Origin of the sequence: Telmatobacter sp. DSM 110680 (genome assembly GCF_039994875.1) — a bacterium.
Classification (GTDB): Bacteria; Acidobacteriota; Terriglobia; order Terriglobales; family Acidobacteriaceae; genus Telmatobacter.
The window spans coordinates 1409572-1430249 of record NZ_CP121196.1 but is presented as its reverse complement, the minus strand read 5'-3'; the positions used below and the strand labels follow the sequence as shown (position 1 = coordinate 1430249).

Below are 20678 nucleotides of genomic sequence, written 5' to 3'. Positions count from 1 at the left end.
GGTGTTGAATCGCAACTCCTGAGAGCTGCACGATTGTTCATCAAGGGTTGAGAAATTTAAGGATGTCGCGTTCGTCCTGCTGACTGAGCGAAGCGCGTACTCGCATGTGCCGAAGGACGGTTCCGGATATGCTGGGCGATAGATTTTGCGGAGCCTCGTGGCATCGAGAACAGTTCTGCTTGAATTTCTTTTCACCGTCGCCTGAATTCGCCACGCCAGCGTTTTTGTGGTCGCTCTGCTTTGCGCGAGGTTGGGAATCTAGCGGTTGGAACTTCGAGGCGGAGAGCGCTGGCAGGGCTGCAATAAGACCCAATGTGCCGACCATGGCCACGCAGAATCTACGACTGAACGCAATCATCTTCATTTGCTTCTCCACGTCGGAAATAGGAATCGGTAAACAAGGCCGGTCTGCCATATGTTGCGATTCCCTGTAGAAGCAAACTGGCGGGAATAGCTTGTGTTGATCCTGACTTCGTGCGGAAAGAGATAGTCAAGTCCAAAGTCGGCGCGATTTGTATCGGCGGAAGGCAGCTCATCACTGGAGTCGGGACTACTTCGGAACGTCTGTTGCCAGCGGACCACCGGCTGAAATCCGCGGCGGAATGTATTCGCATCCGTGGCCCGCGTCAAATGAAACTCCGATTCCATCCAATAACCTTGGGCATGCTGACCGTGGGCATACTCTGAACGAAACTTGACCAAGGCGTCGGCCGGCTCCCACCAAAGGTGCAGGCCAATGAAGTTCTGGTGCTGATCCTGCAGACGGCGATTGTACGAAGCGCCAATCTCCAAGCGAGCCTCTGGCAAATACAAAGCGGCTCTTCCTCCGGCTGAACGCTGGGAGTTGAACTGCTCGTTCGTGCTTGCGGCCGAGAAGTAGCCGGCGTAGTCGAGGGAGATACTGTTCGTGGAAACCCCTGACCCGCGCAGCATGCCGCCGACGCTCGAACCCGAGTTCATGGTGCCGAGAGAGAAGGTAAGTGGAGCACTTTCAAAGTTACTTATCCATATAGGTGTCAGTCTCTCGTTGTAAGTGCCGAACGGAGTTAGAAACTCTCCTGCCACCACAGTCATGTGCGAATTCGCGAGGTAATTCAACTGGAGATAGGAAAGACCCAGAAACGAAGAACTGGTATATCCCGGCTGACCATTTCCCTTGGGAAAGTACGAGTCAAGGATGGTGGCGCGGCTCTCGACGAGGAGATGATTCCCCAGCGGCGCGGCTAGCAAAGGGGAGATGACCGGTATGTAGGTTGTGTTCCCGCCATTCGTGCTGGTTACCAATCCAACCCCTCCCGAAATTAGAGGCTTGTCTTGAGCCGATAGAGCCGGAATCAGGCACAACAGAATTGCGCAAACGACTCCGAGGTTTCGAGCGCTTGAACGCAAGGTGATCGACAGATGCGCGCTTAGCAACATGGCTCTACCGTATCTTCGGTAGATTCTCAGGGTGTCAATGGAGAGTCTTCTCTTTGTCAGCGGAATGTCATCGGAAGCGACAGTCTGCCAAAAGCAAATCTCGTCTGAATCGCGATAGCGTCTGAGAAGGCTGAGAAAAAAGTGCACTTTCAATCAATCGCCAGAGTAAGCGACAAAGTCATGACAATCCACTGACACATGCATGACACCCCCTTTGCGAGAGTGCACTAGGTTAATCAGTGTCGCAAGTCATGAAGACAATACAAACGCCGGAGTCATTGTGCCGATCAATTTTCAGAGGGAGTTCTTTGGAACGGAGCATACCAGCTTAGTTGAAAAGGACCATCCATACCGGAGAATCGCGCTTATATCTCGAGTCTTGGTAACTGTGCTTCTCCTGGTCTTCATGTGCACTTCCACTGCAACGCCGGCCAGTCCACACCGCGTTGAAGTGATCGCGAAAAGATTCGCGTTCGAGCCGGCCGAAATCACGTTGAAGAAAGGTGAAGCCGTAGATCTGGTGTTGACGAGCGAGGATGTTGCTCATGGAGTTCGCATTCGAGAACTCAATCTTGATCTGCATGCAGGAAAAGGAAAGAGTGCGGAGATGAGTTTCACTCCTTCAATAACTGGTACATTTGTCGGTCATTGCTCAGTGTTTTGCGGATCCGGTCACGGGCAGATGACGCTGACCATTCACGTGGTGGGATAGAGATGATCCGGTGGATTTTGATTTCTGTACTGATCTTCGTCCTTGGACTTTCCGTGTGGCCCTTGTTCATTGTGGCTCACGGAATGAAGGCCCAGCGGCCCGGCGTCATTGAAGACCGGGTCATGCTGAGAATGAAGCACAACCTGTTCGTGGGGAACAGAAGTCAGAGAAATCCGATCAGGTTATCACCCGAAACTCTGGCCGACGGGAAAGAAGCTTTCTCCCACTATTGCGTCGCATGCCACGGAATGGATGGACAGAACACGGGGGTGCCATTTGCGGACCGGATGTCGCCTCCCGTTCCATCGCTTGCTTCTGCTGAGATTCAAAGTTACACCGACGGCCAACTGAAGTGGGTGATCGACAACGGCATCTGGCCTTCGGGCATGCCGGGATCGAAAGGGACTCTTAGCGACGAGGAAATCTGGTCCATTGTCATTTATCTGCGACACCTGCCTCCCGCCGGCACTGCGGGCGAACCAGAGATGTACAGCCACTGAGGCTTATGAATATTGGACCGATTCAAATCGAGACAAAGCAAACTCGGCGAGCCCTTCGCCTGAAAGAGTCTGTTATCGCAAGCTTCTATGAGCCTGCGCCGGCGCTTCGTGCCCGACTGGGGGAGTTCAAGCTGAACGACTGGCTGCGAGCGAAGTACTGGCTAGACGTGAGTGGTCTTTCTTTGTATTTTCTTGATCGGCTAATCGCGCTAGACCTGGAGTCATGTGTACCCGCGATCTTCGTGAATCAGCTTCGTACGCATTGGGAGGAAAACCGCGATCGTTGCGATTCCTTATTTACGGAACTGACTGACCTTATCCGGGCTCTGCGGCAGAGAAATATCGAATGCGCCGTACTTAAGGGGATATCGCTCCCGTTCGAGTCAGTTCCAGAGAGTTCGCTGCGTAACCAGATGGACCTCGACATTCTCGTCCGGGATTCGGACGCCGCGTTGACTAAGGATTGCCTAGCGACGTTTGGATATACGTTGGACGCCGTCAGCGGCTGCACCTGGGAGTACAAGGCCGGCCCATCGGGGACTTCGTCGCTCGAGAACTTGTATCAAGTGCGACCCGAGCGCTCGGTTGAGATACACCTGATCGATGAGCTGTCTCTGGCAACTAATGCTGATCGTTTGACGCGCGCGAAACGCAGGAGCATTCGTGGTGAGTTGCTTCCTTGCCTCTCCGCAGCCGACGCCTTCGTACTTCAGGGACAGCACTTGTTCAAGCATATGTGTGGCGAACACACGCGGGCGTCGTGGGTTCTCGAGTACTGGAGGCACGTTTGCATGCGCCACAGTGACACCGCATTTTGGGCGGAAGTGGAGTCGATCGCTAATTGCGAGCCGGGGGCGAAGACCGCGATCGGCGCAGCCACATTATTGACGACTCTGATGTTTGGGCCTTTCGCACCGCGCGAACTTTCACGTTGGTCGATGGACGAACTGCCTGCCGCTGTCTGCCTCTGGATCCAGCTATACGGCCGCCGTTTGCTGTTGTCTGACTCGCCTGTCAGCAAGCTTTATCTCTTGTTGCGCAAAGAGGTTTATCCACCAACGCCATCCGAACATGTTGCGCGCAGGAGACTAATGTTTCCAATTCACCGGCCGCCGCGGGTTACACGGTCGATGACAGATGAAGGACTTCTGACGAGATTGAGGCGGTACAGATATGAAGCAAAATTTGTGATTGGTCGGCTGCGCTTTCACGTCGCTGAGGGAGTTGGGTTAGCTATCGAATCGCTTCGCTGGCAGCGCCGTCTGGACGGTGTTTCGCAATGACGAGCCAATGGCGCAAGACTCATTTCCGTGCGCTTGTGTCGAGTGCTGCTGCGACCTTGTGCCTTTTTTCAAGCATCGTCATCGCGCAGACGGTTCCCCGCCCCTCCACCCCAAGCTCGCCCGCGACCGACACTGCGGATCGCAGTTCAAGAAGCGAGAACTCTGACGACTTTGAGCCTTCAACGCAGGTTGCGCTGTCTGCATCGCAGATCATTTCAATTCTGCAGAGCAGACCTGAAGTGATGATCGAAATAAAAGATCTGCTAGCGCAAACGCAGCATGGGGATAATGCTGCCGGGGCGGATTCCATCACCGACGAGATGGTGTACAGCCAGATCGTATCGGATAAGAACCTGCGCCAGAACATCACGATATTTCTAAGGGCCAGGGGATATGTAAACGACGATGATCTTCAGCGCGGTTTAGCGCAAAATCACAATTCATTGGAACGGTCAGATTCCGGTGGGTTTGGCGGATCGAATGCAGAAAGCCTGCAAATGGCACAGACTGCCCACGGCTTCGACCCGCAAGTTGCCAACTTGCTCACAGATGGAAATGCCGGCCTGCGCCCTCCGGTCGGATCGCAAAGGAGAGAGGACGCGAGCGACCAGCCAGATCGGGATACCAACAGCGGCATCAGCGAACCGCAGGTCCTTCGACGTCCGGCGCCTTATAATCTCGCGTCCCTTCGTGATCTCTACACACAAATTCCCGACTCATCCGGCCCACTCAAACGTTTTGGATCTGAGGCATTTGTTCACCGCGATAAGTCGCCTGCGGGATTTGCTCCATTGGATGTACCAGTCGGGCCGGACTATGTTCTCGGGCCGGGCGACGGTCTCACGATTGACTTGTGGGGCGGCTTTTCGCAGACACTTTCACGCGTTGTTGGAGCCGATGGGCATCTGACTCTTCCCGAAGCCGGGGATGTTCAAGTAGCTGGACTCACCCTTGAGAAGGCGCAGGGCCTCGTTCAGGAGACGCTGAAAAAGCAGTATCGCAGCGTTCAAGTATCGGTTTCGCTCAGCAGACTTCGCACGATTCGAATCTACGTTGTAGGCGATGTGCAAAGGCCAGGAGCTTACGAAATAAGTTCTCTCGCATCGCCGCTCACTGCGCTCTATGCCGCGGGCGGGCCCTCAGCTGTTGGATCATTGCGAATCCTCAAGCATTATCGAGGAAAGCAACTGATCGGCACAGTCGATCTCTATGACTTCCTTCTTCGCGGAATGCGCGAAACAGAACACCGTATCGAGGCTGGCGACACGCTGATCGTGCCACCCACCGGTCCGCAAGTTGCGATATCGGGAGCAGTGAAACGGCCAGCCATCTATGAACTGAAAGAAGAAACCAATCTCGCCGCCGTGCTGGAAGATGCAGGCAGAATTACAGTCGCGGCTTCGCTTGAGCACATTTCGGTTGAACGGATTGACGCGAACCAACTTCGAGAAACGATCAGCATCGGAACTATCGCGAAAGACCAGAAAGCCGTTCCGGAATTTGAGGTAAAGGACGGCGACCGGATCCATATCGCGCCAATCGCTCCCTACAGCGAGCGCATCGTCTACCTTGAGGGGCACGTCGTGCGGCCCGGCCGGCATCCGTATCACAACGGAATGCGTCTCAGCGAACTTCTGACAAGCTATAAAGATCTACTCCCGGAGCCGGCTGCACAGGGCGAAATCGTCCGGCTTGTTCCGCCTGACCTGCACGTGCAGACCATCGACTTCAATGTTCCCGACGTATTGATCGGGAATGGAAATCTTCCGCTGCAGCCGTTCGATACCGTGCGCGTGCTAGGCAGGTACGACGTGGATGCACCAAAGGTCGAGATACGCGGGGAGGTCGTGCGCGCGGGATCTTATCCGCTCTCTGAAGGTATGACCGCGGCTCAACTGGTACGCATGGCAGGCGGGTTCAAGCGAGACGCACTGGTGGAGACCGCGGACCTGATCAGCTACCGCGTGGTCAACGGCACAAAGATAGAGAGCCAGCGTTCCGACGTTCGCATTGGAGACGCGGTCGATCGCGGCGATGCTGCTGCGGATCGCGAACTGAAAGCCGGCGACGTAATCACCATCCACCAAATCACGGGATGGAACGACATCGGCGCGTCGATCACGATTGAGGGCGAGGTTGCTCATCCAGGTAGCTACGGCTTTCAAGAGGGCGAGCGGCTCAGCGATGTTCTGCGGCGTACAGGAGGATTTCGCGAGACAGCCTATCCGGCCGGCGCGGTCCTGGTTCGCGAGCAGGTGCGTGAGCTTGAAGAGAAGAGTCGTGTCGAGCTGATTCGACAGATTGAAACCAGCGCCGCGGCGGCTCGCCTATCTTCGAACATCACATCCGCGGACCAGTCCGGGCAGGCGCAGATGATCCAGCAGCAACAGGAGCAGATCTTATCGCGGCTCAAGAGCCAACCGGCGACTGGGAGATTGGTCATCCACATCTCGTCGGACATCGATAAGTGGGCGGGAACTTCAGCGGACATCGAGGTGCGCAGCGGAGATGTGCTGCGCATTCCCAAACGGCCTGGATTCGTGTTGGTAAGTGGACAGGTTTACAACGCTTCGGCGATCACTTTCACTCCCGGAAAAACGGCGGGCTGGTATCTGCAACATGCAGGCGGAGCCACAACTGCGGCCAATCGCAAGGAAGTGTTTGTTATTCGTGCCAATGGCTCGGTGGTCGGAAGGCGATCGGGCGAGTGGTACGACCACGACGTACTTTCCACGCATCTTGAGCCGGGCGATGTTGTAGTAGTGCCGCAGAAGATCATTGGCGCTTCATTGCTCTGGCGAAATCTGCTTAGTACTGCGCAGATAGCTTCATCAATCGCAATCACGGCCGCGGTTGCGGGGATATAGCTTTTACCTCTTGAGGGTTCGAATGCAAGCCGAAATGCTCATGGCGACAAACTACGACGGCAAGCACAGCGCACCGAATTGGGTGACGAACGCCTCGCTGTTGTGGGCACATCGCAGGATCCTGGGCCGCGTTGGGGCAGCATCGCTGCTGTTGAGCATTGTCATTGTTCTTCTTATTCCGAAGAAGTACGAATCGACGACACGCATTATGCCGCCAGAGACATCCGGCGCAAGTACGGCTCTGCTGGCGGCAATCGCAGGTCGGGGAGAGCTCGGCGGACTCGGTGGACTGGCCGGGAGCTTATTAGGAGCGCGCACAACCGGTCCTTTGTTCGTCGACCTGCTCAAGAGCGCGACCGTCAGCAACGATCTCATCGACAGATTTCACCTGCAAGAGATTTATGGAAAGCGCTACCGCATTGACACAGCAAAACGCCTGGCTCGACACACGTCCGTTGTTGAAGACAAGAGGAGTGGCGTCATCCTGATCACGGTTGAGGATTCTGACCCACATCGAGCAAGGGATTTGGCGCAGGCCTATCTGGATGAATTGAATCTGTTGGTCAATCGAACCAATACATCTTCCGCACGACAGGAGCGCATTTTCATCGAGCAACGCCTTCAGGGTGCGCAAGCCGACCTCGAACGTGCCCAGCAGGACATGAGCGAGTTTGCGAGTACTCACACTGCGATTGACATGAAGGAACAAACGCGGGCAACCGTAGATGCTGCGGCCAAGCTGGAGGGGCAAATCATATTCGAGCGATCCGAATTGGATTCGCTGAAGCAGGTTTATGGAGATGAGAATGTGCGTATTCGCTCGGGCCAGGCCCGGGTGGGTGAGTTGCAGCGTCAACTCGATGCAATCAGTGGCACCTCTACACCACTCCAACCTGACCGGCTCGCAGGATCAGAGACGGCTCCATTCGATCGATCGACCTTCGACTACCCGTCGCTTCGGCAACTTCCTCGCCTCGCAGTTCCCTACGCTGATATCTATCGTCGGGTGCGCGTTCAGGAAACGCTGTATGAAATGCTTACCCAACAATTTGAGCTGGCGCGCATCCAGGAAGCGAAGGATGTTCCGGTTGTCCGCGTCATCGATCTTCCGGGTATTCCAGAGAAGAAGAGCTTCCCACCCAGAACGTTGTTCTGCTTATTGCTTACGGCCTTCGGCATGATCTGTGCGGCGATTTCAATCCTCATCCGACATCGCTGGCGGCAGATGGATTCGTCAGACGAGCGCAAGATCCTGGGCACCCAGGTTGCGATGAGTATCCGAGCACAGGCATTGCGGGCGCGATCCGCTTTTGGGAGGGCCTCTAATGCCTGACCAATCGATGACGGTGCCTCGCTCTTCAACGCCTTTGATGCCTTCACTCGTGGGTTTTTACTTTGCAGCCCGGCTTTGTATCACTTTTTTGCTGTTCCAATCAGACCCCAAGATGGGCGCATACGTAAATTTCGCGCTGCACTTCGCACTCTTGCTTGCTGTGATGCTCTACTCGTTCGGGCCAGGCACCAATTCTTTGACCCAAGTGCTTGATGCGCGGCCTCTACGATGGGCACTCGCCTTTCTCACGATGGGACTATGCAGCCTCGCATGGAGCGCCACAATCTCAAAGCCCATCGCGTTTGCGTACTGGTGCGAGCTTGCCGCGGAAACAGTAATGATTCTTTTGGTGCTGCGGGTGGGCGACCTGAAAACACAAGCCGAGTCCGTGATGAAGGGGTATGTTCTGGGGGCGATTGTGATTGCCGCCGTGGAATGGCTTTCACCCACCATGTACGATCTTCGCCCTGGCGACGACGACTACTTCAGCCCCAACGCAATCGGATTCACATGCGCATTCGCAGTCTTTTTGATTCAGATCTTTGGTCGCTCCTCGTTCCCATGGCGGATGGTGGCAGCTCTTCTTGCCATCAGCCTCCTTCGTAGTTTGAGCAAGACGACCATCATTGCCTTTGTAGCGGCGCAGGCTCTACAACTCCTGCTGGATCGTTCCCAGAGCTGGCGCGCCAAGCTACTGCTCCTAGTTCCTCCCCTTGTCGTGACGTGGACGTTCCAGGGATTGATCGTGAACTACTACGAGGTCTATACCCATCTCGGCAATCAATCCGAGACGCTGTCAGGTCGCATCGGGATCTGGGCCTTTGTACTGACAAGATCCCTCCAGCAACCATGGGTCGGACACGGATTTCACTCCTTTCGCAATGTCATACCACCCTTCGGAAGTTTTGAGGCGTGGCATGCGCATAACGAACTGTTGCAACAGTTCTACGCATATGGCGCCGCAGGGGTGGTTTTGCTCGGCGGCATCTACGGAAGCCTGTTTAAACAGTTCCGCAAGGCAAGCCCGCTATCTCTCCGAGTTCAGCTGATGGCCTTGATGCTTTTCATTTTGATTCGGGGTTTAGCGGATACAGAGAATTTCGATCTTTCTCTTCCGATCTGGTATATCGCGCTTATAAGCATATTTCTGGTCCATCAACGAGCGCCCGGGTTCGCGAGGAACGCGAATTTAGAATCTCGCCATTTGATCTCAACTGGCATGACGGAGGAATACACCTCGTGAACATTTTGATCGCAGCTGTTACATCCAACCGTGCCATGTCTGGCGTTTCTCGACATGCAGCCAACCTGGTGAAAGGTCTTCTGACGCGCCCGGACGTTTCATCCGTTCACCTTCTGGTAGCGCCTTGGGAATACGACTACGTCAGCCAATCCATAATTCGCATGGATACGAGACTCCACATACACGCTGTGCACCTGCGCCCCGGCACGCTACACAGAAATCTGTGGTATTACCGAACGCTTCCATCAGTTGCCGAACAACTGCATGTAGACATTGTGCATATCGCCTATCCTTCCCCTATTCGAGCTTGCGCGTTTCCATGCCCGGTAGTTGTGACCCTTCATGATCTTTACCCATATGACATTCCATCAAACTTCGGGTTTCCAAAGGTATTCTTCAATCGGATCATTTTGCAGCAGTGCTTAAAGAACGCAAATGCAATTGCCTGCGTGTCAGACAGCACGCGTCTTCGACTCGGAATCAGGATCCCCTGGGCGATGTCGAAGGCGATCACGATCTTCAACTGCGTGGAGAGTGGGCCAACGCCGGTAAAGCCCCCCTTCGTTTCTACCTGGAATGATGCGCCGTTTCTGCTCTGTGTGGCACAGCACCGCCGCAATAAGAACATCAGGACCGCTTTGGTTGCATTCCGACAATTGATCGTTCGCAACGAGATTCCTCAAGAGACAAGATTGGTCGTTGTGGGAATGCCAGGGCCGGAATCTGCGGATCTTTACGGGTTTGTTCGCGCATCCCACCTCACCGAGCGAGTTTCATTTGTGAGTGGCATCTCCGATGCAGAGTTGCAATGGTGCTATCGGAATTGCGAATTGCTGCTGGCTCCGTCGACGCTGGAGGGCTTTGGCCTGCCGGTAATCGAGGGGTTGTTTGCCGGGTGCCGCATTGTCTGCTCTGACATTCCGGCGTTCCGGGAAGTTAGCGGAGAGAAGTGCCGATTTGTGGGACTCGGTTCGGGCGCGCAAGAGGCCTTCGCGAGAGAGATCGTGGCTACGCTTCAAGAGACAAAACCGGCACCTGCCTTTCTGCCGCACCTCGCACCCGGTCATGTTTCGCAGCAATATGTGAAGGTTTACCAGCTGCTACTCTCTTTGCCGGGAGTATCATCGGACGTCGTGGGCCAGCGCTATGCCCCGGCACGCGCTTCTTCTCTTGCAGACGAAGTGCCAACCGCGGCGCATTTTTAACCGGAATTGTAAAACATTTGTCATTTCGCTTTACGGGCTTGTTTTACGTTCAAATGCGAGTGCAAAATGAACCGTATGATGAACATTCAGGAGCTTCTTCTGGACGATGTTGGTGAGGCACAGGCTGCCAAGCCTGAATTAGGAACGATCCTGGTAGTCGAAGATGACCCGCGCATGCAAAAGGTCTTGAAGCGGATCTTCATGGAAGAGAGCTTCTCGATCGCTGTCGCGGGCGACGGAAAGACTGGACTGGAGCTTTTTCGCTCTCACCGCCCCGTAGCGGTCGTCCTCGATTTGATCCTTCCCCAGATTTCCGGTCGCGAATTGTGCCAGACGATGAAGTCTCTCTCTCCGGAGACTCCGGTCATCGTATTGAGTGCAATCACAGAAGTTGTTGACAAGGTATTGCTTCTGGAACTTGGTGCCGATGACTATGTGACCAAGCCCTTCAGCCCTCGCGAGTTGATGGCACGCGTCCAGGCAGCGATCCGGAGACGCAAGCGGCCGACGCAATCTGCGGTATATCGATTTGGTGAGTGCGAAATTGATTTCGAGAAGATGACAGCACGTAGATCGGGCGTGGCTGTGGTGCTGACCTCACACGAATTCAAACTGCTGCGATTTTTTACCGAGAATCCAGAACGCGTGCTGAGCCGCGAATTGCTGCTGAATGAGGTGTGGGGCTATAACTCATATCCGACGACGCGTACGGTGGATAACCAGATTTTGAAACTGAGGCAGAAACTGGAATCGGATCCGGCAAATCCCACACACCTGCAGACAATATACGGAGCGGGATACAAGTTTGTACCTTAAGCTTTATCGAATGAAACTCCGAACGGTGCAGGAGTAGAGCGCATGGGCGAGAACAGAGGGATTCGGACCCGCGTGCTCCTGGTTGCCGCCATGGCAGTGATCATTGCGAGCGCAACGTTTGGCAGCTTACTCATCGTTCGCCATCAGCTCGAGGCGCAAGTTACCCAGGGCCTAACCAAGGACCTTGAGCACTCCGTTATCACATTTCAAAACCTTGAGAGTCAACGTCTCGCTGGCCTGGAGGAAGAGAATGCCCTGTTGGCCGATCTGCCTACTCTCAAAGCCCTGATGACCACCAGCGATCAGGCCACCATTGAAGATGGCGGAGTTCATTTCTGGAAGATCAGCGAAAGCGATCTTTTCGCATTGGCAGATAACAAAGGACGCGTTGCTGCGGCCTATGTAAAGGATCCCACAGGGTCCAGACAGTTAGCCACGGATGTCAGCCAGCTCTTCAAGACCCCGACGCCCCGTTATCTTGTAAGCTCCGGCCACCTGTACGCGTGCTCTGTGCACCCTCTTTATTTTGGCCGGGAAAAAGATGGCGTATTACTGGGATATGTAATCAGCGGTTTTGTCATCGGCCCCGACCTTCTGCGGCAGATCAGCCAGGTAACTGCAGTCGAAGCGACATTTCTTAGCCAGGGACGGTCGCTGGCCAGCACCCTGGATGAGTCAGTAGTTCGTCAAATGGTAGGCACCACGATTGTGGAGGGACATGATCTGAATGCGCCGGTCACGCTGACACTAGGAAATGCACGCTTCATCGTCGCGATGCGTGATCTCACACCAAGCTCACCGGTGCCGCTTCAGTTGGTGGTAATGAAATCTTTTGACCAGGCTGAACAGTCGATTAGGCAGATTGACCGCCTCGTCCTATTCGCAGGATTTCTTGCGCTGATCATCGGAACGGTTTTGATGATATGGCTCTCGAGGATCGTAACTCGTCCCCTCGAGGATTTGGCTACCGGCGTTCGCGCTTTCGGCGTGGGCGACAGTTCGCACCTCCTTCCAAGCGACGGCACGCGCGAGGTTCGACAGTTGAGCTTGGCGTTCGCTGGAATGCGCGACGAAATCATGCGCACCAACCTCGCGCTGCTCGAGTCTGAGCGCCTGGCAACCATCGGGCGCATGGCGAGCTCAGTTTCCCACGATCTGCGGCATTATCTTGCAAGCGTCTACGCGAATTCTGAATTCCTCGCCTCTTCCCCGCTTTCTGAGAGCGAACGTGGCGAGATTCTCAGCGATATTCGCACCGCGGTACACGGAACAACGGAGCTCATCGAATCGATGCTGATATTCAGCCGCACCGGTGCGGCGATACGGCGCTCCCATGAGTTGGTCGCCACTCTGATGGAACGTGCCCTGTCGTTGCTTCACGCGCATCCTGATGCCGCAGGAGTTACACTGACGGCCAATTATGGAGATCCCGCAGACTCAGCCGCGCTGGTCGATGGCAAACAAATCGAGAGAGCCATTTATAATCTGTTGCTCAACGCATGCCAATCGGCGCGGACTGGGGAAAAGGAAGCGCGCGTGCAGGCGCATCTCGGTGTTCGTGATGGCGTGATTTCAATCGAGGTTGAGGACAACGGACCAGGGGTTGCGGAGAATGTCCGCAGCAGTATGTTCCAGCCATTTGTCAGCGAAGGAAAGCAGAAGGGCTCCGGACTCGGCCTTACCCTGGCAAACTGCATCGCTGCAGAGCACGGCGGGGAGGTAATTCTTGTAACAAGCAGCCCCGGCCAAACGATCTTTCGCATGACAATCGCTCGAGGAATCGTGCAGCATACTTCGCCAGAGAGCGCCAATCAGAAAAGGTGGGCAGCGGGATGATCCAGTATCGCGCATCAGTAAAGCGTATCTCGATCCGGGTTGCCTCTCGTCTTTGCGCACCATTGCTCGGCCTCATCTGTGCGGCCAGTTTGGCGGCGGAGGCCCAGCAAGCTACGGATGAGAGTCTCGCATCGAAAGTGCAGCAGCTAACTGAGGCAATGAGCCAGGCGCAGAGCAGGCTTGATGAATCGCAACGCCAAATGGAGCAACTGCGGGCTGAACTGGCTCGCTTGCGACAGCAGATGGCACAAGAGCACGCGGTAGATACTACAACCACCTCTGCCGCTCAGCTTTCCGCCGCAGTCGACCAGATTCGCGAGCAGCAGTCTCTTGAAGAAACACAGATCGCTACTCACGAGCAAGCTAAGGTCGAAAGCGAATCGAAATATCCGCTGAAGTTAAGCGGCCTCGTGCTGCTGACCGGCTATGTAAATACAGCCCTGACAGACGATCCGGTAAACCCGACGCTTGTTCTTGAGGGCGCAGGAGCGACAGGCGCTTCATTGCGGCAAACAGTGCTCGGCATCGATGCTCACGGGCCTCATCTCTTCAATGCTCGGACACATGCCGACGTGCGTGTCGATTTTGACGGAGCGTCACTTTCGGGATCCACCGGTTCCCCGTATGGAGGTGGGCTTATTCGGCTGCGAACTGCCCACGCCTCTCTGAACTGGGATGGGGCAGAGGCATTCTTCTCTCTCGACCACGCGATTGTGGTGCCTAACTCTCCCACGTCGCTCACTGCGGTCGCTGTTCCGGCTCTGTCGTGGTCAGGAAATCTGTGGACATGGAATCCGCAAGTGGGAATGTCAGCGGACTTCCCAGCTTCTTCTTCGCAACGTCTCAGACTTGAGGCCGCGCTGATCGATGTCATGAATTCGCCGCAGATTTACAACGTCGCTACGGCGTCTGCAAACCTCGCTCAACCTTCGACAAGCGAGATGAGTCGTTGGCCCGGCGTCGAGGGCAGAGTCGCCTTTGTCAAAGGCACAAATGAAAACGGGCTGCACATGGGATTCGGCGGCCTCTACGTTCCCCACAAAACGCAGGGCGGGACGCGCTTCAATTCATGGGCCGGCACATTGGACTACCGTATTCCGCTTCCGGGCCGTGCTGAATTTAGCGGCAGTGGCTACTGGGGGCAGGCCCTCGGCGGCCTGGGTGGCGGCGCTTACAAAGACTACGTCTATCGTTTGAATCCGATGTTGCCGTCGGGCTATTCATTTCGTACGCTCGACGATTTCGGCGGATGGGCGCAGTGGAAGGAGCGCACCAGCGAGCATCTGGAATTCAACGTTGCATTCGGGACCGATCAAGTGCCGGCAGCACAGCTGAGGCCCTACTCGGGTAGTCAAAGTTCCTACTATCTGAACCTCGCACGCAATCGGACTTTTACCGGCAACGTAATCTATCGGCCCAGCGCTTATTTGCTGTTTTCATTGGAATACCGTCATCTTATGAGCTCTCCAGTGAACTACTACACCGCTACCGGAGATATCATCGGGATCGCGACGGGGTACCGTTTCTGATGAGCAGAGCACGACACACGTTGCGGATGCTTCTGTTGCTTATACTGGCTGCCAGTGGACTGAGCGGGCAAACCAACCCGACGGTGGATGTCAACATGCGGCTTTCATTTCCCAAGCTCGCAACGCGGCGTGCCGTCCCTTCCGCCGTCTTCTGGCTAAAGCCGCTGCAAGAAACGCCACCGGCTCCGTTCGTTCCGGAGCGTCGCTACACACTTCAGCAAAAGAATCGCATGTTCAAACCGCATTTGCTCATCATTCCTGTTGGGGGCGTAGTGCAGTTTCCGAATGCCGACCCGTTCTTTCACAACGTGTTCTCACTGTTTGATGGAAAACGATTTGACCTAGGCCTCTACGAAGCTGGCTCCACAAAGTCCGTGACTTTTTCCCGCGAGGGTATCTCCTATATCTTTTGCAACATTCACCCGGAGATGAGCGCGGTGATCCTTACTCTTTCGACGGCTCTCTATGACGTGGCCGATCCGAAGGGAGCTTTTCACCTCTCGTACGTTCGGTCCGGAGACTACGAGTTGCACATATGGATCGAAGGCGTCGGGCAGGCCGATCTGAATAAGATGGTTCGCCGAGTTCATGTCGCTCCGGGATCTGCCGACCTGGGATCTGTGCAGATTCCCGCTGCCTTGTTGGGAACACCAGCCCACACCAACATGTACGGGCAGGCTTACGATCACGATGTGAAACCGACCTACTAAAAAGCCAATACGTTCATCCGTAAGTGTCGCCAATGCAGAAATCAGCATTGGGCTTTTGGAGACGTTGCAATTCTGTTGTCAACGCGCTTGATGGATGTTCAGTTTCGTAGACGGTAATGCCCGCCAATTGAAGAGCAATCTGCCAGAGGAACGCAGGGTTATTGCGCACATAGCGACCAAGAAGGTGCCTTGGATCCTGGATCAGCCGATGGAGCCACTGAAGGCCTGCGCGCTTGATCCACTCGGCGCAATCCTTGATCCGACCGGTGTGAAAATCGAAGGCCGCGCCAACGCCAAACATCAGGGAAGTATCCAACTTGGGAAGCATCTTGTGCATGAACATTTCCTGCCGGGGCGAACTGATGCCCACCCAGATCATATGCGGCTTCAAGACACGAATCGTTGACACCAGGTTCTGCTCTTCCGCGATCGTCAAGTCATGAAACGGCGGAGTGTACGTACCGGCGATCTCAACCCAGGGGAATTGCCGCGATAGGTTAGTCGCCAATTCCTGCGCTACGTCTGGTTTTCCGCCATACAGAAAATGTCTATAGCTGGCGAATTGTCTATTTCGAAATATTTCAAGCATGAGATCAGGCCCGGTCAACCTCTGCATCCATGGCAATCCCTGCAACCGGCCAACCCAAGCAGTTGGGGTGCCGTCGGGCAGCGTCAAAAAGGCATTGTCAAAGGCACTTTTGACTGCAGCGTTTCGCTGGGCCTCCATAATGCCGTGAACTCCGGCGAGGCAAATGTAGCCTTTTTGGCTCATCAGTAGCGCGCATTCGATTCGTTCAAGCGCGGCAGTCATAGTGATCGCTTCGACCCGTACTCCAAGTACATTGGCGTGCGCGCCGGCAGCTCCAGTTCCGTTAGGAACGAACGCTCTCGCTGCGTTGGATATCGCATTTGCTCGCGTCAGGATCAGCGGTTTCTGCGAAGTATTGGAGTCAAACAAGGTGCTCCGCTCAGTCATGCCTCCTCCGCTGCTATTTCATGTGTGCGCGCGACAGGACTTTCAGAGCGGAATACGCCATAGCGCAATTCGTGAAACAGCGGGACATAGACCAGCAACGAGATGAGAGCGAAGATTAATCGCGCCGCGACGATCGCGGTCACTCCGAAGCCGCGAAGGAAGATGACAATCACGAGTAGCAGGGCGATGGTTGCGGCCAGGTTGATCATCGTTACGGAAAGCACTCGCCCAAGCGCAAGCATCGCGTAGGTGCCGGAAACACAGAAGGCAAGCAGTGCGGAGCTTGCAAGTACCGATGGCAAAAGTGGCGCACATTCGCGAGCAATTGCATCAGGAGCCAGAACGTGAAGAAGTGTGCCCGAGAAAGCGAGCAGGCTACCCGTTCCCGCAATGACGAGAAGCACATTGATCAGCACAGTAGTCAACAAAGTCTTTCGCAGCGCAGCAGATGGAGTGGAAGACAACCGGGAAGCAAAGTGGGGAAAAAGGAAATGAAGTCCGGCGGCGGTAAGTCCATATACTGGCTGCGATATCTGCGCACAGAGCGCATAAGAGACAACAGCAGAAGCGCCCATCGATGCGCCCGCAAACAACCTGTCGGCTTGGCTGAACATCACCCCGGTTGCAGATAACAGCCACGTAAAGATTCCGAAACGGATGAGTTCCCTCGTTACGGCGGGCTCGAAAGATGGGGCGAGACCTTGATAGTCCAGCAGTTGTCTTAGCCGAAACAACTGGGCTATCAAACCGAGGGATGCGAAGACCGCTGTAGCCGCCATGATGTTGACCACGCTTCCGGTGAACGTGGCAAGCACCGCCGCGGCGACGAGGCTGAGCAAGCGTCCAGCGATGCTGATTCTGACGGCGGCTCCGTAGCGTTCGAAGGCCCTCTGCGTGCTGATGCAGACAGTTTCAATAGCGCGAACCAGTGTGATGATGGCGGCGATTCGAATGCACGATAGGCATGCATGATGCAGCGCCACATCGGAGAGAGATAACCGACTTGCAAGCGTCGGGGCGGCGATCCACAAGATAAGGCCTAACGCGGTCCCGAGAAGTATGTGGATTCCCATGGTGGCACGTACCACCCGAAGCAGGGGTTCCGAATCGACAGCTCTCCTGCGTGTTGCCAACTGCTGAATGTTGGCATCGCCGAAACCTGAAGCCATGATGGACGCGAAGCTGACGATCGCGGTCGCGACCGCCCATATTCCATATTGCGCGCTGCCCAGGTGGCGCAATACGATCGGCGCCAGGGCGAGCATACCGAAAGGGTAAGCCGCATAATCGAGCAGGCCATAAACGGAATTGGCGATCTGTAGCCTCATGTTGCTCGCGCGTCTCTCAACACTTCTCGACACTATGCGAGGCTGCGATGACAAGTGTCAGACCTCGGTCAGGCGATTGTCATTTGATTGTCAGTCGTCTCAGGACCATAGTTCATGGATAGAATGAGTTGGCCCGCTCTGCATACTTGTTAAATTTCACTTGTCAACGAGGAGCGCGCGCATGATGGTTCGCGATGGAATGGCTTTGCTGCTTGGGGTTCTGCTTCTATCCGCGACTGCATTGTGCGAGCCAGAGATGAAGTCGCACTACACAGGATCAGAAAGCTGCCGCAAATGTCACGCGAAAGAATTTAACGGATGGAAACAGACGAGGATGGCCAATGTGGTGCACGATCCAAGGCTGCATCCCGAAGTCGTTCTCGGCGACTTCAATCATCCCGACCCCAATCGCACGTTCAATCTAGACCAGGTCGCGTTCGTGTATGGCAGCCGATGGAAACAGCGCTACTTCGCGAAAAAGGGCAGTGGCTATTACCCCCTCCCCGCTCAATGGGACATCAGGAACGGGAAGTGGCTTCCGTACCACGTTCCTGACGAAGCCGATTGGTGGGTCGCGCACTATCCAAAACCCAATGAAGATCGTCCCACTGGACCAACGTGCGACGGCTGCCACTCTGTGAACTACCAGTTAGAAACGGGAGAAGTTACAGAATGGAATGTGGGATGTGAAAAGTGCCATGGGCCTGGGAGCCAGCATGTCGCGCACCCAACAACCTCCAATATTGTGAATCCTGAGAAACTTGAATATGTAAGTGGGAATGATGTTTGTATTCAATGCCACAGCCAGGGCCGACCTTTCATTCTTCCAGTGGATGGAAAATACGTTGATTGGCCGGTTGGCTTCGTTCCCGGCCATCGGCTGGCGGAAGTCTGGAATCTTGAGGTTCCACGATTTGGCACGCAGGATTTCTATTTCTGGCCGGATGCATCTGGGCACAAGAATCGCATGCAGGGGAACGACTTCGTGCAGAGCGTGATGTACCACCGAGGCATGCGCTGCTTTGATTGCCACGAGGTACACAGCAACGCCAACCCCTCAAACCTGATCGTAGCGGGCAATGCTCTTTGCCTGGGTTGCCACACACGCAGCAACCCAGCAGGACTCAAGGGAACAGTAAGTGAACATACGCACCATGCTGCCAGTAGCGCGGGGAGCCAGTGCACGGCTTGCCACATGCCAAAGATCGCCCAAACGCTCGGCAACAACTACGTGAGCAGTCACACGTTTCGATTTATCTCTCCCCGCCTGACTCAGCAGTTTGGAATTCCAAATCCATGCACATCCTGTCATACCGACAAATCCAACGAATGGGCTTTGGCCCAATTGAAGAGCTGGTCGACTACATCGTCGTGGCGCGTCGGACAATAAACCAGATCGATGTAAACCAAAGTCCTGCAATAAATTGCCTAGCTGGAGTCCGCACTTAGCAATGCAATGACCACCGGATGACAATTGGCTGACAAGTAAGCCTTGTGTGCGCTTTATGGTGATGAAGCACTCGTCCCTCCCCCAGCCCATTCGAGTGTTAACGCTCTTTGCACCAAGGAGTCTATGCATATGATTCAACTAAAATCCTCCCCAACGTTCGCGCGTTTTGCATCCATCGGTGTGCTGGCATTTTCGTCAATGCTGCCAGCGCAACAAAGCCAACATTACAAGCAGACGAATCTCGTTTCCGACATCCCAGGAATGGCCGCCGCGACGGATCCGAATCTGGTTAATCCCTGGGGCATGTCGCGGAGTTCCGGCTCACCGTGGTGGATTTCTGATAACGGCCCCGGCCTTTCGACGCTCTATACCGGAACAGGCACCGCCGTTCCTCTTGTCGTAACCATTCCGGGTGCTGACGGCGGATCAGGAACGCCAACAGGGCAAATCTTCAATGGAAGTCAGGATTTTCAAATTGCTCCCGGCAAGCCAGCCTTGTTCCTTTTCGTCACGGAAGACGGCACGATCTCCGGTTGGAATCCGGGAGTCAATGGAACGACGGCGATCGTAAAGGTCAACACGCACAGCGCATCCGTTTTCAAAGGTGTAGCCGTGGCCAGCATCAATGATCCACACGTCGGCTCAGCAAATTATCTCTATGTGGCGGATTTTCGAAAAGGGCGCGTGAGTGTCTACGACACAAACTTCCACCGCATTTCGATGGATGAGGATGCTTTTCAAGATGAGCGCATACCACATGGATTCGCTCCCTTCAATGTCCAGAACATCGGGGGCAATCTCTATGTTGCATTCGCTAAGCAGGACAGCGCAAAGCATGATGAGGTAGACGGTGCGGGCCTTGGCTTCGTGGACGTATTCTCGCCGACGGGTCGTCTGCTGCATCGGCTCGACAGGAGCAAATGGTTCAACGCTCCCTGGGGGATGGCACAGGCACCCAGCGATTTCGGGATCTACAGCCACGACATTTTGGTGGGACAGTTTGGAAGTGGCAACATTCTCGTCTTTGATCCGGTGACGGGAGCGCTCAAAGGCAATCTCGTGGATGCCAACAACGTGCCCATCGCTATCGATGGCCTCTGGGGGATCGCGTTTGCGAGCGGCGGAACGTCAGGGTCGGCAACGACTCTATACTTCACCGCCGGACTTAACGGCGAGCAGGATGGCCTGTTCGGTACAATTACGCCGATCGAAAACACCTTTGGCGGAGATCAATAGTGCCGCCGGAAGGTGCCTAGGCCCGACCAGACGAACGAAGAGAGGAGCGACACACCGCGGTGATCGTCTCTCTTCGGGGCGTCTGCACTGTTGCACAAGTGATCGATTCGAAACTGCTCGACTTGAGCCACCTGGCCGTATAGTCGGCAATGGAGACAGTGGCAACTTTTTGCCCTCAAAGCGACGGTGGCCGGTGACTGGCTCCCGCAGTCACGTGACGGCGCGGTGTGTAGTC

The 20678-nt window shown here is 55.0% G+C and carries 17 protein-coding genes; 13 read left to right on the top strand and 4 right to left on the bottom strand.

Annotated features, from left to right (window positions below):
• Positions 1-40 precede the first annotated feature (40 nt).
• Together P8935_RS05790 and P8935_RS05785 are read right to left on the bottom strand one after the other, a co-directional pair.
• Positions 41-364, bottom strand: coding sequence for a hypothetical protein (locus tag P8935_RS05790; protein WP_348264042.1), 324 nt, complete (start codon positions 362-364; stop codon positions 41-43).
• Positions 361-1284 (bottom strand): hypothetical protein, encoded by a 924-nt coding sequence (locus P8935_RS05785; protein WP_348264041.1) that lies wholly within the window; start codon positions 1282-1284, stop codon positions 361-363. Before P8935_RS05785 ends, P8935_RS05790 begins: the two co-directional genes overlap by 4 nt.
• 523 nt (positions 1285-1807) lie before the next feature.
• On the opposite strand from P8935_RS05785, the gene P8935_RS05780 reads away from it, so the two are divergent.
• From P8935_RS05780 to P8935_RS05730, 11 genes are all read left to right on the top strand, one after another.
• On the top strand, positions 1808-2131 hold the full coding sequence (locus tag P8935_RS05780) for a cupredoxin domain-containing protein (RefSeq protein ID WP_348264040.1): 324 nt from the start codon (positions 1808-1810) through the stop codon (positions 2129-2131).
• A 2-nt stretch (positions 2132-2133) separates the two neighbouring features.
• Positions 2134-2631, top strand: a complete 498-nt coding sequence (locus tag P8935_RS05775; RefSeq protein WP_348264039.1) for a cytochrome c — start codon at positions 2134-2136, stop codon at positions 2629-2631.
• A gap of 5 nt (positions 2632-2636) precedes the next feature.
• Positions 2637-3914, top strand: coding sequence for a nucleotidyltransferase family protein (locus tag P8935_RS05770; RefSeq protein WP_348264038.1), 1278 nt, complete (start codon positions 2637-2639; stop codon positions 3912-3914).
• Positions 3911-6781: an SLBB domain-containing protein gene (locus P8935_RS05765; protein WP_348264037.1), complete on the top strand. Its 2871-nt coding sequence runs from the start codon at positions 3911-3913 to the stop codon at positions 6779-6781. Before P8935_RS05770 ends, P8935_RS05765 begins: the two co-directional genes overlap by 4 nt.
• Before the next feature lie 22 nt (positions 6782-6803).
• Positions 6804-8114 carry a lipopolysaccharide biosynthesis protein gene (locus P8935_RS05760; RefSeq protein WP_348264036.1) on the top strand — a complete coding sequence of 437 codons (1311 nt, stop codon included), beginning with the start codon at positions 6804-6806 and terminating at the stop codon, positions 8112-8114.
• Positions 8107-9357 carry an O-antigen ligase family protein gene (locus P8935_RS05755; protein WP_348264035.1) on the top strand — a complete coding sequence of 417 codons (1251 nt, stop codon included), beginning with the start codon at positions 8107-8109 and terminating at the stop codon, positions 9355-9357. The genes P8935_RS05760 and P8935_RS05755 overlap by 8 nt, the downstream gene beginning before the upstream one ends.
• Positions 9354-10562, top strand: coding sequence for a glycosyltransferase family 1 protein (locus P8935_RS05750; protein ID WP_348264034.1), 1209 nt, complete (start codon positions 9354-9356; stop codon positions 10560-10562). Before P8935_RS05755 ends, P8935_RS05750 begins: the two co-directional genes overlap by 4 nt.
• A gap of 66 nt (positions 10563-10628) precedes the next feature.
• The gene (locus P8935_RS05745; protein ID WP_348264033.1) at positions 10629-11378 is read left to right on the top strand and encodes a response regulator transcription factor; all 750 of its coding nucleotides are present in this window, start codon (positions 10629-10631) and stop codon (positions 11376-11378) included.
• A gap of 42 nt (positions 11379-11420) precedes the next feature.
• Complete coding sequence (locus tag P8935_RS05740; protein WP_348264032.1) at positions 11421-13214, top strand: ATP-binding protein; 1794 nt, start codon at positions 11421-11423, stop codon at positions 13212-13214.
• Positions 13211-14743 (top strand): hypothetical protein, encoded by a 1533-nt coding sequence (locus tag P8935_RS05735; protein WP_348264031.1) that lies wholly within the window; start codon positions 13211-13213, stop codon positions 14741-14743. The genes P8935_RS05740 and P8935_RS05735 overlap by 4 nt, the downstream gene beginning before the upstream one ends.
• Positions 14743-15453: a hypothetical protein gene (locus P8935_RS05730; protein WP_348264030.1), complete on the top strand. Its 711-nt coding sequence runs from the start codon at positions 14743-14745 to the stop codon at positions 15451-15453. The genes P8935_RS05735 and P8935_RS05730 overlap by 1 nt, the downstream gene beginning before the upstream one ends.
• A 13-nt stretch (positions 15454-15466) precedes the next feature.
• Here P8935_RS05730 and P8935_RS05725 read toward each other — a convergent pair whose 3' ends face one another.
• Together P8935_RS05725 and P8935_RS05720 are read right to left on the bottom strand one after the other, a co-directional pair.
• Entirely contained in the window at positions 15467-16429 is a 963-nt protein-coding gene (locus P8935_RS05725) for a WecB/TagA/CpsF family glycosyltransferase (protein ID WP_348264029.1), read from the bottom strand.
• Positions 16426-17757, bottom strand: a complete 1332-nt coding sequence (locus P8935_RS05720) for an oligosaccharide flippase family protein (RefSeq protein ID WP_348264028.1) — start codon at positions 17755-17757, stop codon at positions 16426-16428. The genes P8935_RS05725 and P8935_RS05720 overlap by 4 nt, the downstream gene beginning before the upstream one ends.
• Before the next feature lie 181 nt (positions 17758-17938).
• Between P8935_RS05720 and P8935_RS05715 the strand changes: the two genes are divergently transcribed.
• Entirely contained in the window at positions 17939-19147 is a 1209-nt protein-coding gene (locus P8935_RS05715) for a cytochrome c3 family protein (protein ID WP_348264027.1), read from the top strand.
• A 189-nt stretch (positions 19148-19336) separates the two neighbouring features.
• On the top strand, positions 19337-20443 hold the full coding sequence (locus P8935_RS05710) for a TIGR03118 family protein (protein WP_348264026.1): 1107 nt from the start codon (positions 19337-19339) through the stop codon (positions 20441-20443).
• Positions 20444-20678 lie beyond the last annotated feature (235 nt).

Coding starts and splice junctions, on each gene's coding strand:
- P8935_RS05790 (WP_348264042.1), bottom strand. CDS start 364: ATGAAGATGATTGCGTTCAGTCGTAGATTCTGCGTGGCCATGGTCGGC.
- P8935_RS05775 (WP_348264039.1), top strand. CDS start 2,134: ATGATCCGGTGGATTTTGATTTCTGTACTGATCTTCGTCCTTGGACTT.
- P8935_RS05770 (WP_348264038.1), top strand. CDS start 2,637: ATGAATATTGGACCGATTCAAATCGAGACAAAGCAAACTCGGCGAGCC.
- P8935_RS05765 (WP_348264037.1), top strand. CDS start 3,911: ATGACGAGCCAATGGCGCAAGACTCATTTCCGTGCGCTTGTGTCGAGT.
- P8935_RS05760 (WP_348264036.1), top strand. CDS start 6,804: ATGCAAGCCGAAATGCTCATGGCGACAAACTACGACGGCAAGCACAGC.
- P8935_RS05755 (WP_348264035.1), top strand. CDS start 8,107: ATGCCTGACCAATCGATGACGGTGCCTCGCTCTTCAACGCCTTTGATG.
- P8935_RS05745 (WP_348264033.1), top strand. CDS start 10,629: ATGAACCGTATGATGAACATTCAGGAGCTTCTTCTGGACGATGTTGGT.
- P8935_RS05740 (WP_348264032.1), top strand. CDS start 11,421: ATGGGCGAGAACAGAGGGATTCGGACCCGCGTGCTCCTGGTTGCCGCC.
- P8935_RS05735 (WP_348264031.1), top strand. CDS start 13,211: ATGATCCAGTATCGCGCATCAGTAAAGCGTATCTCGATCCGGGTTGCC.
- P8935_RS05730 (WP_348264030.1), top strand. CDS start 14,743: ATGAGCAGAGCACGACACACGTTGCGGATGCTTCTGTTGCTTATACTG.
- P8935_RS05725 (WP_348264029.1), bottom strand. CDS start 16,429: ATGACTGAGCGGAGCACCTTGTTTGACTCCAATACTTCGCAGAAACCG.
- P8935_RS05720 (WP_348264028.1), bottom strand. CDS start 17,757: ATGAGGCTACAGATCGCCAATTCCGTTTATGGCCTGCTCGATTATGCG.
- P8935_RS05715 (WP_348264027.1), top strand. CDS start 17,939: ATGATGGTTCGCGATGGAATGGCTTTGCTGCTTGGGGTTCTGCTTCTA.
- P8935_RS05710 (WP_348264026.1), top strand. CDS start 19,337: ATGATTCAACTAAAATCCTCCCCAACGTTCGCGCGTTTTGCATCCATC.